Raw genomic sequence first — 14,560 nt, forward strand, 5'->3', positions numbered from 1 at the left:
CTCAGATCGTCGAGGCCGGCACCCGCACCGCGCCTTCCATCAGGATGCGCGCGCTGCGGCTCATCACCGCGCGGGTGATGGTCCACTGCCCGTCGGCCTGGGAGACGCTGGCGCCGACGCGCAGCGTGCCGGAGGGGTGGCCGAAGCGGACCACGTCGCGCTGGCCGCCGCCGGCGGCGAGGTTGACCAGGGTGCCCGGCACCGCGGCGGCGGCGGCGATGGCGACCGAGGCGGTGCCCATCATCGCGTGGTGCAGCTTGCCCATCGACATGGCGCGCACGTTGAGGTCGATGTCGCCTGCGCCGATCGCCTTGCCGCTGGAGGCGGCGTAGGCGCGCGGCGGCGCCACCCACGCCACCTTCGGCGTGTGCTGGCGGGTGAGCGCTTCCTCGGCGCTGCGGATCAGGCCCATCTTCAGCGCGCCGGCCACGCGCACCGCCTCGAGCCTGGCCAGCGCGGCGGCGTCGCCGTTGATCGCCGGTTGCAGCTCGGTGCCGTCGTAGCCGAGGTCCCCGGCGTTGACGAACACGGTGGGGATGCCGGCGGTGATCAGCGTGGCCTGCAAGGTGCCGACGCCGGGCACCTCCAGCGTGTCGATCAGCTCGCCGGTGGGGAACATCGCCCCGCCGCCTTCGCCTTCGCCCTCGTCGGCCGGGTCGAGGAACTCCAGCACGATCTCCGCGGCCGGGAAGGTCACGCCGTCCAGCTCGAAGTCGCCGTCCTCGACCACCTGGCCGTCGCGCACCGGCACGTGGGCGAGGATGGTCTTGTGGATGTTGGCCTGCCAGATCCGCACCGTGCACACGCCGTCTTCCGGCAGGCGCGACGGATCGACGTAGCCGGCGTGGATCGCGAAGGCGCCGGCGGCGGTGGAGAGGTTGCCGCAGTTGCCGGACCAGTCGACGAAGTCGGCGTCGATCGAGACCTGGCCGTAGAGGTAGTCGACGTCGTGGCCCGGGCGCGTGCCCGGGGAGACGATCACGCACTTGCTGGTGCTCGAGGTCGCGCCGCCCATGCCGTCGGTCTGCTTGCCATACGGATCGGGCGAGCCGATCACCCGCTGCAGCAGGCGGTCGCGCGCCGGGCCGGGCACCTGCGCGGCCGGCGGCAGGTCCTCGAGGCGGAAGAACACGCCCTTGGAGGTGCCGCCACGCATGTAGGTGGCGGGGATGCGGAGCTGCGGAAGTGCGGTCATTTCAGTGTCCAGTGAAGGTCAGAGGAGGCCGAGCTGGGCCGGCGGCGGCGCGGCGGGCGCGCGCAGTGGCCAGGCTTCGACCACGTCGTAGCGGTAGTCCTTGCCTGTGCCGGCAACCTCGACAAGCTCGATGCTGTCGATGCGCCAGTCGACCGGCCCGAACTGCAGCGGTTCGATCGCGCGGCTGGCGTTGTAGCTGACGGTGACGTGCGGCCGGTGGCCCTGGGTTTCGACCAGGCCCTGCGCGCGCAGCTGCGTGCGCACCGCGGCCATCAGGTCGATCAGGCCGGCGGGGCGCCCGGTGGAAGGCACGAAGCGCCAGTGGATCCGCCCCGGCTCCGGGCCGGAGCTTTCCAGCCGGTCCAGCCGCATGTCGAAGGCGGCCGCCGCCACCGCGGCGCAGGCGCGGCGCATGGCTTCGCGCGCTTCCGGCGGATGCAGGCCGGAGAGCGTCTGGTGCCAGTTGCGCGGCGGATACAGCGCGCCGCCCAGCAGCATGTCCAGCCCGGCGTCGCGCATCACGCCCAGCAGCGCGTCCCGCAATGCCTGCGGGACGCGCGCCATGACGAACAGCTCGCCGGGCCGGGCCACTCAGGCCACCTTCGCCGCCTCGAGGAAATCCTGGGCGAAGCGCTGCAGCACGCCGCCGGCCTCGTAGATCGACACTTCCTCGGCGGTGTCGAGGCGGCAGGTGACCGGCACTTCCACGCGCTCGCCGTTGCGGCGGTGGATGACCAGGGTCAGGTCCGCGCGCGGCGCACGCGTGCCGACCACGTCGAAGGTCTCGGTGCCGTCGATGCCCCAGGTGTTGCGGTTCTGCCCCGGCTTGAACTCCAGCGGCAGCACGCCCATGCCGATCAGGTTGGTGCGGTGGATGCGCTCGAAGCCCTCGGCCACGATCGCCTCGACGCCGGCCAGGCGCACGCCCTTGGCGGCCCAGTCGCGCGAGCTGCCCTGGCCGTAGTCGGCGCCGGCGACGATGATCAGCGGCTGGCGGCGCTCCATGTAGGTCTCGATCACTTCCCACATGCGCATCACCTGGCCTTCCGGCTCCAGCCGCGCCAGCGAACCCTGGCGCACGCTGCCATCCTCGTTGCGCACCATCTCGTTGAGCAGCTTCGGGTTGGCGAAGGTCGCGCGCTGCGCGGTGAGGTGGTCGCCGCGGTGGGTGGCGTAGGAATTGAAGTCCTCTTCGGGCAGGCCCATCTTCGCCAGGTATTCGCCGGCGGCGCTGGTCGGCAGGATCGCGTTGGACGGCGACAGGTGATCGGTGGTGATGTTGTCGCCGAGCACCGCCAGCGGGCGCATGCCGCGCAGCGTGCGCTCGCCGGCCAGCGCGCCCTCCCAGTACGGCGGACGACGGATGTAGGTGCTCATCGGGCGCCAGTCGTACAGCGGCTTCACCGGTTCGCCGTGCTCGACGCGCACGTCGAACATCGGCCCGTAGACCTTGCGGAACTGCTCGGGCTTGACGCTGGCGCGGACGATCGCGTCGATCTCCTCGTCCGAGGGCCAGATGTCCTTGAGCGTGACCGGGTTGCCCTGCGGGTCCAGGCCCAGCACGTCCTTCTCGATGTCGAAGCGCACGGTGCCGGCGATGGCGTAGGCGATCACCAGCGGCGGGCTGGCCAGGAAGGCCTGCTTGGCGTACGGGTGGATGCGGCCGTCGAAGTTGCGGTTGCCGCTGAGCACGGCGGTCGCGTACAGGTCGCGGTCGATGATTTCCTGCTGGATCTTCGGGTCCAGCGCGCCGGACATGCCGTTGCAGGTGGTGCAGGCGAAGGCGACGATGCCGAAGCCCAGCTTCTCCAGGTCCGGCAGCAGGCCGGATTCCTCCAGGTACAGCTGCACGGCCTTGGAGCCGGGCGCCAGCGAGGTCTTCACCCACGGCTTGCGCAGCAGGCCGCGCGCGTTGGCATTGCGCGCCAGCAGGCCGGCGGCGATCACGTTGCGCGGATTGGAGGTGTTGGTGCAGCTGGTGATGGCGGCGATGATCACCGCGCCGTCCGGCAGCAGGCCGCGGGCTTCTTCCTCCCGCGCCGCCTGCAGCTTCGCCTGGTCGGCGATGCCGCGCTCGGCCAGGGCGGTGGTCGGCAGGCGCCGGTGCGGGTTGGACGGGCCGGCCATGTTGCGCACGACCGAGGACAGGTCGAACTCCAGCACACGCTCGTACTGCGCCTGCTGCAGGTCGTCGGCCCACAGGCCGGCGGTCTTCGCGTAGGTTTCGACCAGCTGTACCTGCTTCTCTTCGCGGCCGGTCAGGCGCAGGTAGTCCAGGGTCTGCTGGTCGATGTAGAACAGCGCGGCGGTGGCGCCGTACTCCGGGCACATGTTGGAGATGGTGGCGCGGTCGCCGATGGTCAGCGCCGCGGCGCCTTCGCCGAAGAACTCCAGGTAATGGCCGACCACGCGCTCCCTGCGCAGGAACTCGGTCAGGGCCAGGACCACGTCGGTGGCGGTGATGCCCGGCTGCGGCCGGCCGGTCAGGTGCACGCCGGTGATTTCCGGCAGGCGCATCCACGAGGCGCGGCCGAGCATCACGTTCTCGGCCTCCAGGCCGCCGACGCCGACGGCGATCACGCCCAGCGCGTCCACGTGCGGGGTGTGCGAGTCGGTGCCGACGCAGGTGTCGGGGAAGGCGACGCCGTCGCGCACGTACACCACCGGCGACATCTTCTCCAGGTTGATCTGGTGCATGATCCCGTTGCCCGGCGGGATCACCTCGACGTTGCGGAACGCGTGCCGGGTCCACTCGATGAAGTCGAAGCGGTCGGCGTTGCGGCGGTCCTCGATCGCGCGGTTCTTCTCGAACGCCTGCGGGTCGTAGCCGCCGCATTCCACCGCCAGCGAGTGGTCGACGATCAGCTGCACCGGCACCACCGGGTTGACCTTGGCCGGGTCGCCGCCCTGCTCGGCGATGGCGTCGCGCAGGCCGGCCAGGTCGACCAGCGCGGTCTGGCCGAGGATGTCGTGGCAGACCACCCGCACCGGGAACCAGGGGAAGTCGAGGTCGCGGCGGCGCTCGACCAGCTGCACCAGGTAGTCGCGCAGGTGCGCCGGGTCGGCGCAGCGGACCAGGTTCTCGGCGTGCACGCGCGCGGTATAGGAAAGAGTGGCCCAGGCGCCGGGGCGGATGGCCTCGACCGCCTCGCGGGCGTCGTACCAGTCCAGGGAAGTGCCGGGGAGTTGCTTGCGGTGCTGGGTGTTCATGGCGGGCGTCGGCTGGCGGAGGGGGCGGGCCGTCGGAAGGCGCGGTGGCGGCGACGTGCCCGGAAGTCACAGGAGAATTCTAGGCCTCGCCTGCCGCAGCCCGGCCCCGGAAAGCGCCTGAACAGGCCGGTTGCGGCCGTTCGCGGGCACGAAGCGTTGATACACGCAATCAATGGATCAACGAGTCGGGCCCAGGCCTGGTCGGCGGGTGGTCGCTCCGGGTCGACGGAAGGGCCGGGGTCCTTGCTGGCCTTTGGCACCACGGCGGGGGAAGGCCGGGGCGGGGCAGCCTCGCCGGGAGGCCCGGGCCGCCTTCGACGGCCAGCGGGCCATCGGCCGGGTTGCGCACTGCAGCAAGCCATTTGCCGAGGGGCTGGTAGAGTCGCAACCTGCCATGGCCACGAACGCGCCGTGGTCGCACGGGCCGAAGGCCCGTTTTTCCCTGGTCACGATGGTAGCGCTAACACGATGGGCAACCTGGAGCGGAACAACGCGGTAGTGGTCGGCCTGGACGTGGGCACCCAGAGCGTCAAGCTGGTGGCCTACGACCCGCAGACGCGGCAGGTGGTGGCGACCATCGGCCATGCCCTCGAGCTGGCCGCCGGCGACGACGGCAGCCGCGAGCAGCGGGCCGAATGGTGGATCGAGGCGATCCGCAGCTGCTTCTCCCGCCTGGACCCGGCGCTGCGCCAGCGCACCGTCGCCATCGGCGTCTCCGGCCAGCAGCACGGCTTCGTGCCGGTGGACCGAGCCGGGAATGTCCTCGCTCCGGCCAAGCTGTGGTGCGACACCGCCACCGCGGCCGAGTGCGACCTGATCATGGATGCGGTCGGCGGCGCCGAGCGCTGCATCCAGGTCGCCGGCAACCCGATCCTGGTCGGTTACACCGCCTCCAAGCTGCCGTGGACCCGCACCCACCGCTCGCAGGCCTACGCGCAGCTGGCCACGATCCTGCTGCCGCACGACTACGTGAACTTCTGGCTCACCGGCGAGCGCTGGATGGAATGCGGCGACGCCTCCGGCACCGGCTGGCTGGACGTGCGCACCCGGCAGTGGTCGGAAACCATGATCAAGGCGACCGATCCGGACCGCGACCTGCGCGAATGCCTGCCGCCGCTGGTCGAGGCCGACGCGCTGTTCCCGATCGCCCCGGCCATCGCCGACGAGCTGGGCCTGCCGCGCGACGTGCGCGTCTCCGCCGGCGGCGGCGACAACATGATGGCCGCCATCGGCACCGGCAACGTCACCCCGGGCGTGCTGAGCATGAGCCTGGGCACCTCCGGCACCCTGTTCGCCCACGCCGACCGCCCGATCGTCGACGACGCCGGGCGCTGGGCCGCGTTCTGCGATTCCACCGGCGGCTGGCTGCCGCTGATCTGCACGATGAACTGCACCGTGGCCACCGAATCGGTGGCGAAGCTGTGCGGCTTTTCCACCAGGGACGGCGACGCACTGCTGGCCAATACCCGCCCCGGCGCCGAGGGCCTGCTGATGCTGCCGTTCCTCAACGGCGAGCGCACCCCCAACCTGCCCAACGGCCGCGGCAGCGTGTTCGGCATGACCGCCACCAACGTCACGCCCGCCAATCTGTACCGGGCGGCGATGGAAGGCGCGGTGTACAGCCTGAAGAACGGCTACGACGCCTTCGTCGACGCCGGCATGCGCTTCGAGGCGATCCGCCTCACCGGCGGCGGCAGCCAGAGCGCGGTGTGGCGGCAGATGGTCGCCGACGTGTTCGGCCTGCCGGTGGACGTGCCGGAGCAGGCCGAGGGCGCCGCCTTCGGCGCGGCGCTGCAGGCGCTGTGGGCCACGCAGCGCGCCAGCGACCCCGGCGCCGACCTGGCCGCGCTCGCCGCCGCGCACGTGCGCCTGGAGCCGCGCCTGTCCGCGCATCCGCACGCCGAGGCCACCGCCGCCTACGACGCGCAGTACCGCCGTTTCCTTTCCCACCTCGAGGCGATCCGGCCGCTGTACGCCTGAGCGCACGACCCCACCCACACAACATCACGGAAGCAGCCACATGAGCAGCAAGGCATTCATCGGCGCAAGGGAATACTTCCCCGGCATCGGCACCATCCCCTACGAGGGTCCGGGTTCGGACAACCCGCTGGCATTCAAGGTCTACGACGCGGAGAAGAAGATCGGCGGCAAGACCATGCGCGAGCACCTGCGCTTCGCGGTCTGCTACTGGCACACCTTCTGCAACGCCGGCGCCGATCCGTTCGGCCCGGGCACCCGCCGCTTCCCGTGGGAGAAGGGCGATGCGATGGCCACCGCCGAGGCCAAGGTCGACGCGGCGTTCGAGTTCTTCACCAAGCTCGGCGTGCCGTACTACTGCTTCCACGACGTCGACCTGGCGCCTGACGCCGACGACATCGGCACCTACGAGAAGAACCTCAGGCACCTGGTGGCGATGGCCAAGGAGCGCCAGCAGGCGACCGGCGTCAAGCTGCTGTGGGGCACGGCCAACCTGTTCTCGCACCCGCGCTACATGAACGGCGCGTCGACCAACCCGGACTTCGCCGTCGTCGCCCGCGCCGCGGTGCAGGTCAAGAACGTGCTGGACGCGGTGGTCGAGCTGGGCGGCGAGCACTACGTGTTCTGGGGCGGCCGCGAAGGCTACGCCTCGCTGCACAACACCGACATGAAGCGCGAGCTGGAGCACTTCGCCCGCTTCCTGACCATCGCCCGCGACTACGGCCGCAGCATCGGCTTCCAGGGCAAGTTCTTCATCGAGCCCAAGCCGATGGAGCCGATGAAGCACCAGTACGACTTCGACAGCGCCACCGTCGCCGGCTTCCTCAAGGAGCACGGGCTGGAGAAGGACTTCATGCTCAACATCGAGGCCAACCACGCCACGCTGTCGGGCCACACCTTCGAGCACGACCTGCAGGTGGCGGCCGACCACGGCCTGCTCGGCAGCATCGACGCCAACCGCGGCAACGCGCAGAACGGCTGGGATACCGACCAGTTCCCGACCGACCTGTACGACACCGTCGGCGCGATGATGGTGGTGCTGCGCCAGGGCGGCCTGGTCGGCGGCCTGAACTTCGACGCCAAGCCGCGCCGCGAGTCCACCGACATGGAGGACCTGTTCATCGCCCACATCGGCGGCATGGACGCGTTCGCCCGCGGCCTGGAAGTGGCGCACGCCCTGCTCAACGACTCGCCGTGGGAGACCTGGCGCAGGCAGCGTTACGCCAGCTTCGACGGCGGCGACGGCAAGGCCTTCGAGGACGGCAGGCTCGGCCTGGCCGACCTCGCCGGCCTGGCGGCGAAGCTGGGCGAGCCGCAGCAGGCCAGCGGCAAGCAGGAGCGCTACGAGAACCTGCTGAACCAGTACCTGCTTTCGCGTTGACGCGTACGCCGCCGTCCCTGCTGCCCGGGCTTTGAGGGAGGCCCAGAGGCGCGGGGACGGCGGGCCGTACTTTCCGAGGAGGGGAAAGATGGGCGGCGCCGTCCGCATCGACAGCAGCGAGGCCGCACCCGGGCACGCCCGGGCGTGGCGCTCAGCCGCGCTTCGGCGGCGGGGCGGCGGAGCCGCGCACGACCAGCTTGTGCGGCACGACCTGGTCGACCAGCACGCGGGTGGTGCGGTCCTTGCGCCGGATCGTGCGCAGCAGGATGTCGATCGCGGCGTTGGCCATCGAGGCCATCGGCTGGTGGATGGTGGTCAGTTCCGGCCAGACCATGGTCGCGGCCGAGGTATCGTCGAAGCCGACCACCGCCAGGTCGCGCGGCACGTCCAGGCCGCGCCGGTGCGCCACCGACACGGCCGCGGCGGCCATGTCGTCGTTCGAGGCGATGATCGCGGTGGGCGGGCGCTTCCCGGACAGGATCTTCTCGGCGGCCTTGAGGCCGGAGCGGTAGGTGTAGTCGCCCTGCTGGACCACGCTCGCGTCCACCGGCAGGCCGGCCTCGTGCATCGCCATCTGGAACCCCTCGTAGCGGTTCGAGCTGGCGCTGAGGTCGGGGCGGCCCTTGATGAAGCCGATCCGGGTGTGGCCTTGGGCGATCAGGTATTCGGCGAGTTCCTTGCCGGCGCGCAGGTCGTCGATGCGCACGCAGGAGATCTCCTCGCTGGAGCGGCCGGCGGCGATCGCCACCACCGGCACCTCGGCGCGCACGAACTCGCTGACCGCGGCGTGCGATTCGCACAGCGGCGGCGGCAGGATCACGCCGTCGACCTTGCCGGCCATGGCCCGCGCGGCCTTGCGCTCGGCGTCGGTGTCGAGGTTGTCCCAGTAGTCGATGACCAGCTGGATCGAGGTGCGCGACGCCACCCGCAGCAGGCCCACCAGCATCTCGCGCAGGTAGGCGCCGCTGGGGTTGGTGTAGATCAGCGCGATGCGGGTGTGCTGCGCCGCGGCCAGGGAACTGGCGGCGAGGTTGGGCGTGTAGTCCAGCTCGCGCACCGCCTGCATGACCCGCTCGCGGGTGCTGTCGCGGACCTTGCCGTGGTTGTTCATGACCCGCGAAACGGTCATCGGCGACACGCCGGCGAGCGCGGCGACCTCGTTGATGGTGACGCCGCGGCTCTTGCGGCGCACGGACTTCCTCGGCTTCTCCAACGTCATTCCCTTGGGCTGATCGATCAGGGCAGGGCCGGCAAGGCCTGAGCCCCGCGGGCTGGCCGGTGCGGACCGGCGCGGCTCCCCCTTGCACCGGAGCAAAAGATGGTATCGCTAACAACCCGGACAGGCGAACAGGGCGGGACCGGCGCATGGCGCCGGGCCGCGCGCATGGCGCGCACCGCTGTGGCCTGGCTGGGCCTGCTGCTGGCCGCCGGTCCAGCGCTGTCAGAGGACGGTTACGAGCTCTGGCTGCGCTACGTGCCGGTGGCGGCGGACCATGCGGCCGGATACCAGGCGCGGGCGACCGAGCTGGTGGTGCCCGCGGCCACGCCCACCGCGCAGGCCACGCGCGACGAACTGCAGCGCGGCCTCGGCGGCCTGCTCGGCAAGCCGCCGCCGCTGGCCGCGCGCGCCGGCCGCGAAGGCGCCATCCTCGTCGGTACCCCGGCTTCGCTGCCGCAGCTGGCGGCGCTGGGCCTGGACCTGTCCGGGCTGGGCGAGGAAGGCTACCTGCTGCGCAGCGTGCGCATCGACGGGCGCCCGGCCACGGTGGTCGCCGCCAACACCGACACCGGCGCGCTGTACGGCGCCTTCCACCTGCTGCGCCTGGTGCAGACCGCGCAGCCGCTGGATGGCCTGGACATCCGCGAGGCGCCGCGGCTGAAGCTGCGCCTGCTCAACCACTGGGACAACCTCGACCGCTACGTCGAACGCGGCTACGCCGGCGAGTCGATCTGGGACTGGCACAAGCTGCCCGGCTGGAAGGACCCGCGCTACACCGACTACGCCCGCGCCAACGCCTCGATCGGCATCAACGGCACGGTGCTCAACAACGTCAACACCAGCGCGCAGGCGCTGACGCCGCCGTACCTGCGCAAGGCGGCGGCGCTGGCCGAGGTGTTCCGCCCGTACGGGATCAAGGTCTACCTGAGCGCGCGCTTCAGCGCGCCGATCGAGATCGGCGGCCTGGAGACCGCCGATCCGCTGGACCCGGCGGTGCGCCAGTGGTGGAAGGACAAGGCCGCGGAGATCTACCGCATCATCCCCGGCTTCGGCGGCTTCCTGGTCAAGGCCAACTCGGAAGGGCAGCCGGGTCCGCAGGACTACGGCCGCTCCCACGCCGACGGCGCCAACATGCTGGCCGAGGCGCTGGCGCCGCACGGCGGGATCGTGATGTGGCGCGCCTTCGTCTACTCGCACGAGGAGCCGGACGACCGCCACAAGCAGGCGTACAACGAGTTCGTGCCGCACGACGACAGCTTCGCGCCGAACGTGCTGGTCCAGGTCAAGAACGGCGCGATCGACTTCCAGCCGCGCGAACCCTTCCATCCGCTGTTCGGCGCGATGCCGAAGACGCCGCTGATGATGGAGTTCCAGATCACCAAGGAGTACCTGGGCTTCGCCACGCACCTGGCGTACCTGGCGCCGCTGTACGAGGAGACGCTGCGCGCGGACACGTACGCACAGGGCCCGGGCTCGACGGTGGCCAGGGTGATCGACGGTTCGCTCGACGGGCATGTCCTGACCGGCATGGCCGGCGTGGCCAACATCGGCAGCGACCGCAACTGGAGCGGCTCGCACTTCGACCAGGCCAACTGGTTCGCCTTCGGCCGGCTGGCCTGGAACCCGTACCTGGAATCGGCGGCGATCGCCGGAGACTGGGTGCGGATGACCTTCTCCAACGATCCGGCGGTGGTCGAACCGGTGGTGGCGATGATGATGGGCTCGCGCGAGGCGGTGGTGGATTACATGACCCCGCTGGGCCTGCACCACCTGATGGGCCGCGGCCACCACTACGGGCCGGGCCCGTGGGTCAGCGGCGGCCCGCGCGCGGACTGGACCTCGGTGTACTACCACCGCGCCGACGCGCAGGGCATCGGTTTCGACCGCAGCGCCAGCGGCAGCAACGCCGTGGCCCAGTACGCGCCGCCGGTGGCCGGGCGCTTCGGCAACGTGGACACGGTGCCGGAGGAATTCCTGCTGTGGTTCCACCACGTGCCCTGGGACCACCGCATGGCCTCGGGCCGCACGCTGTGGGACGAGCTGGTGCTGCGTTACGGGCGCGGCGTCGACTACGTGCGCGGCATGCGCCGCACCTGGCACGGCCTGTCCGGGAAGATCGACGCCGAACGCCATGCGCAGGTCGCCGCGTTCCTCGCGATCCAGGAAGACGAGGCGCAGTGGTGGCGCGACGCCTCCATCGCCTACTTCCAGACCTTTTCGAAGCGACCGCTGCCGGCCGGCGCCGAACCGCCGCCGCATCCGCTGTCGTACTACCAGTCGCTGGAGTTTCCTTACGCACCGGGGGATGGAAAGTGATCCACGCACGACGTCCGCGCGCGCGCCGCGCCGCCCAGCTGCTGGCCGCCGCCAGCCTGTTGCCGCTGCCCGCCGCGCTTGCGGCCGACGCGCCGCTGCTGCATCCGCTGTTCCAGGACCACGCGGTGCTGCAGCGCGGCCAGCCGGTGCGGGTCTGGGGCCAGGCCGAGCCCGGGGCCGAAGTGAAGGTCGAACTCGCCGGCAAGCGCGCGAGGGCGCGCGCCGGCACCGACGGCGCCTGGGAAGCGCGGCTGCCGGCGCTGAAGGCCGGCGGTCCCTACACGCTGGCGGTCTCCGCCGGCGCGGCGAAACAGGCGGTGGCCGACGTGATGGTCGGCGACGTGTGGCTGTGCTCGGGCCAGTCGAACATGGAACTGCAGGTCTGGCGCTCGCTGGACGCGCGCGCCGAGATCGCCGGCGCCGGCAACGACCGCATCCGCCTGCTCACCGTGCCGCAGGTCGAAGGCATCGCGCCGCAGTCCTCGTTCGGCAACGAGGTGAAGTGGCAGCCGGTGACATCGGAGTCGGTCCGCGATTTCTCCGCCGCGTGCTACTTCCTCGCGCGCGAGCTGCAGCAGGCCGTCGACGTGCCGATGGGCCTGCTCAGCGCCTCGTGGGGCGGTTCGCGCATCGAGGCCTGGATCAGCGCCGTCGCGCTGCGCGCGCTGGGCAGCTATGACGCCGAGCTGGACGTGCTGGACCGCTACGCGGTCGATCCGGTCGGCGGCATCGGCGACTGGGGCACGTTGTGGCAGAAGTGGTGGTCCAGCCAGCCGGGCGTCGCCGCCGACGACCAGCCGTGGTCGCCGGACGCGCCGTCCACCGGCTGGCGCGCCGCGCCGGCGCAGCTGGGCGCGTGGGAACAGTGGGGCGTGCCGGAGCTGGCCGACTTCAACGGCATGGTCTGGTACCGCACCAGCGTCGAGCTCAGCGCGGCGCAGGCCGCGCAGGAAGCGGTGCTGAAGCTCGGTCCGGCCGACGAGGTCGACATGACCTGGGTGAACGGCCACGCCGTGGGCTCGACCTATGGCGCCGGCGGCGGCCGCGAATACGTGCTGCCGCCGGGCGTGCTGCGCGCCGGACGCAACACCGTGGTGGTCAACGTGCTCGATACCTGGCGCGATGGTGGCCTCGCCGGTCCGGCCTCGGCGCATGCGCTGCAGCTGGCCGACGGCAGCGAGGTGCCGCTGGATGGCGGCTGGAAGTACCGCATCGCGCCCGCCGGGATGGGCACGCCGCCGCGCGCGCCATGGCAGAGCGCGGCGGGCCTGTCCACCCTTTACGCCGGCATGATCGCACCACTGGGCCACTTCGGACTGCGCGGCGCGCTCTGGTACCAGGGCGAATCCAACACCGGCGAACCGGAGCGCTACGCCGACCTGCTGCGTGCATTGCGCAGCGACTGGCGCGAACGCTTCGGCGCGGACCTGCCGCTGCTGGTGGTGCAGCTGGCCGGCTTCGGCGCGCCGCCGCTGCAGCCCGGCGAAAGCGGCTGGGCGTCGCTGCGCGAGGCGCAGCGCCAGGTCGCCGCGGAAGATCCGCGCACCGGCCTGGTGGTGGCGGTAGACATCGGCGACCGCTACGACATCCATCCGGCCAACAAGCAGGAACTCGGCCGTCGCCTGGCCCGCGCCGCGCGCCACGTGGTCTACGGCGAGGCGCTTGCGCCGTCCGGCCCGGTGCCGGTGTCGGCCAGCCGTAATGGAGATGCGATCGTCGTGGTCTTCGGCGATGTCGAAGGACGCCTGGTCGGCTACGGCGCCGACAACCCGGTGGGCTTCGAGGTCTGCGGCGACGAGGCCGGCAGCTGCCGCTATGCCAGCGCGCAGGTCTGGAACCAGCGCGTGACCCTGCGTGCCCCCGGCGCGCACGCCGCCACGCGGGTGCGCTACTGCTGGGCCGACAACCCGGTGTGCACCCTTTACGACTACACCGGCAAGGGCACCGGCCAGCCGGCCGGACCGTTCGAGCTCCGCGTCTCCCCCATGCCCTACGACGACCACGCCCGATGAGCACCGCCACCGAAACCACCACGCACGGCTCCAGGAACGATCGCGAGATCGTCGACGCGAAGGTCATCGTCACCTGCCCGGGGCGCAACTTCGTCACCCTGAAGATCACCACCCGCTCGGGCATCTACGGCCTTGGCGACGCCACCCTCAACGGGCGCGAGCTGGCCGTGGCCTCGTACCTGCAGGACCACGTGGTGCCGAACCTGATCGGCCGCGACGCCGGCCGCATCGAGGACCTCTGGCAGTTCCTGTACCGCGGCGCGTACTGGCGGCGCGGCCCGGTGACCATGAGCGCGATCTCCGCGGTCGACGTGGCGCTGTGGGACATCCTCGGCAAGATGGCCGGCCTGCCGGTCTACCAGCTGCTCGGCGGACGCTCGCGCGAGGGCGCGCTTGTGTACGGCCATGCCAACGGCCGCGACATCGCCGAGGCCTCGGACGCGGTCGGCCGCTTCATCGAGCAGGGCTTCCTCGCCGTGCGCGCGCAGTGCGGCGTGCCCGGCATCAAGAAGGCCTACGGCGTCTCCAACGCCAAGGGCTACGAGCCGGCCGAGAGCGAACTGCCGCTGGAGACCGTGTGGAACACGCCGCGCTACCTGGACGTGGTGCCGAAGCTGTTCGAGCAGTTGCGCAAGGACCACGGTCCGGACGTCGAACTTCTGCACGACGTGCACCATCGCCTGGCCCCGATCGAGGCCGCGCGCCTGGCCAGGTCGCTGGAGCCCTACCGGCTGTTCTGGCTGGAGGACGCGACCCCGGCCGAGAACCAGAAGTCGTTCGAACTGATCCGCCAGCATTCGGTCACCGCGCTGGCGGTGGGCGAGGTATTCAACTCGATCTGGGACTGCAAGCACCTGATCGAGAACCAGCTGGTCGACTACATCCGCACCACCATCGTGCACGGCGGCGGCATCACCCACGTGCGCCGCCTCGCCGACTTCGCCGCCCTGCACCAGGTGCGCACCGGCTTCCACGGGGCCACCGACCTGTCGCCGGTGACGATGGGCGCGGCACTGCACTTCGACACCTGGGTGCCGAACTTCGGCATCCAGGAATACATGTTCCATACCGACGAGACCGACGCGGTGTTCCCGCACGACTACGTGCTGCGCGGCGGCCGCCTGCACGTGGGCGACACCCCCGGCATCGGCGTGGACATCGACGAGAAACTGGCCGCGAAGTACCCGTATTCGCCGAAGCAGCTGCCGATCGCGCGGCTGGAAGACGGCTCGATGTGGGACTGGTGAGCC

Annotated in this window: 9 protein-coding genes; 5 read left to right on the forward strand and 4 right to left on the reverse strand. The window is 71.1% G+C overall.

Annotated features, from left to right (window positions below):
* Position 1 precedes the first annotated feature (1 nt).
* From prpF to acnD, 3 genes are read right to left on the reverse strand one after another with little or no spacing between them, the layout of a single operon-like run.
* Positions 2 to 1,195, reverse strand: coding sequence for a 2-methylaconitate cis-trans isomerase PrpF (prpF, locus tag M503_RS0113540; RefSeq protein ID WP_028918803.1), 1,194 nt, complete (start codon positions 1,193 to 1,195; stop codon positions 2 to 4).
* Between the two features lie 18 nt (positions 1,196 to 1,213).
* Entirely contained in the window at positions 1,214 to 1,786 is a 573-nt protein-coding gene (locus M503_RS16920) for a 2'-5' RNA ligase family protein (protein ID WP_051414632.1), read from the reverse strand.
* Positions 1,787 to 4,405, reverse strand: a complete 2,619-nt coding sequence (gene acnD / locus M503_RS0113550; protein WP_028918802.1) for a Fe/S-dependent 2-methylisocitrate dehydratase AcnD — start codon at positions 4,403 to 4,405, stop codon at positions 1,787 to 1,789.
* A gap of 468 nt (positions 4,406 to 4,873) precedes the next feature.
* Between acnD and xylB the strand changes: the two genes are divergently transcribed.
* Both xylB and xylA read left to right on the forward strand, forming a co-directional pair.
* Positions 4,874 to 6,385: a xylulokinase gene (gene xylB / locus M503_RS0113555; RefSeq protein ID WP_028918801.1), complete on the forward strand. Its 1,512-nt coding sequence runs from the start codon at positions 4,874 to 4,876 to the stop codon at positions 6,383 to 6,385.
* A 40-nt stretch (positions 6,386 to 6,425) separates the two neighbouring features.
* Positions 6,426 to 7,763: a xylose isomerase gene (gene xylA / locus M503_RS0113560; protein ID WP_028918800.1), complete on the forward strand. Its 1,338-nt coding sequence runs from the start codon at positions 6,426 to 6,428 to the stop codon at positions 7,761 to 7,763.
* 151 nt (positions 7,764 to 7,914) lie between these two features.
* Here the strand turns inward: xylA and M503_RS0113565 are convergent, their stop codons facing one another.
* Positions 7,915 to 8,976: a LacI family DNA-binding transcriptional regulator gene (locus tag M503_RS0113565; RefSeq protein WP_028918799.1), complete on the reverse strand. Its 1,062-nt coding sequence runs from the start codon at positions 8,974 to 8,976 to the stop codon at positions 7,915 to 7,917.
* Positions 8,977 to 9,147: 171 nt separating this feature from the next.
* Here M503_RS0113565 and M503_RS17840 point away from each other — a divergent pair, with 171 nt between their 5' ends.
* The 3 genes from M503_RS17840 to manD are packed head-to-tail and all read left to right on the forward strand — an operon-like array spanning position 9,148 to position 14,557.
* Positions 9,148 to 11,298: an alpha-glucuronidase family glycosyl hydrolase gene (locus M503_RS17840; RefSeq protein ID WP_037061494.1), complete on the forward strand. Its 2,151-nt coding sequence runs from the start codon at positions 9,148 to 9,150 to the stop codon at positions 11,296 to 11,298.
* A gap of 38 nt (positions 11,299 to 11,336) precedes the next feature.
* Positions 11,337 to 13,310: a sialate O-acetylesterase gene (locus M503_RS17845; protein WP_028918797.1), complete on the forward strand. Its 1,974-nt coding sequence runs from the start codon at positions 11,337 to 11,339 to the stop codon at positions 13,308 to 13,310.
* The gene (manD, locus tag M503_RS0113580; RefSeq protein WP_028918796.1) at positions 13,307 to 14,557 is read left to right on the forward strand and encodes a D-mannonate dehydratase ManD; all 1,251 of its coding nucleotides are present in this window, start codon (positions 13,307 to 13,309) and stop codon (positions 14,555 to 14,557) included. The genes M503_RS17845 and manD overlap by 4 nt, the downstream gene beginning before the upstream one ends.
* Positions 14,558 to 14,560: the final 3 nt, after the last annotated feature.

This window comes from Pseudoxanthomonas suwonensis J47 (genome assembly GCF_000513955.1).
Lineage (GTDB): Bacteria > Pseudomonadota > Gammaproteobacteria > Xanthomonadales > Xanthomonadaceae > Pseudoxanthomonas > Pseudoxanthomonas suwonensis_C.

Coding starts and splice junctions, on each gene's coding strand:
- acnD (WP_028918802.1), bottom strand. CDS start 4,405: ATGAACACCCAGCACCGCAAGCAACTCCCCGGCACTTCCCTGGACTGG.
- xylA (WP_028918800.1), top strand. CDS start 6,426: ATGAGCAGCAAGGCATTCATCGGCGCAAGGGAATACTTCCCCGGCATC.
- M503_RS17840 (WP_037061494.1), top strand. CDS start 9,148: ATGGCGCGCACCGCTGTGGCCTGGCTGGGCCTGCTGCTGGCCGCCGGT.
- manD (WP_028918796.1), top strand. CDS start 13,307: ATGAGCACCGCCACCGAAACCACCACGCACGGCTCCAGGAACGATCGC.
- xylB (WP_028918801.1), top strand. CDS start 4,874: ATGGGCAACCTGGAGCGGAACAACGCGGTAGTGGTCGGCCTGGACGTG.
- prpF (WP_028918803.1), bottom strand. CDS start 1,195: ATGACCGCACTTCCGCAGCTCCGCATCCCCGCCACCTACATGCGTGGC.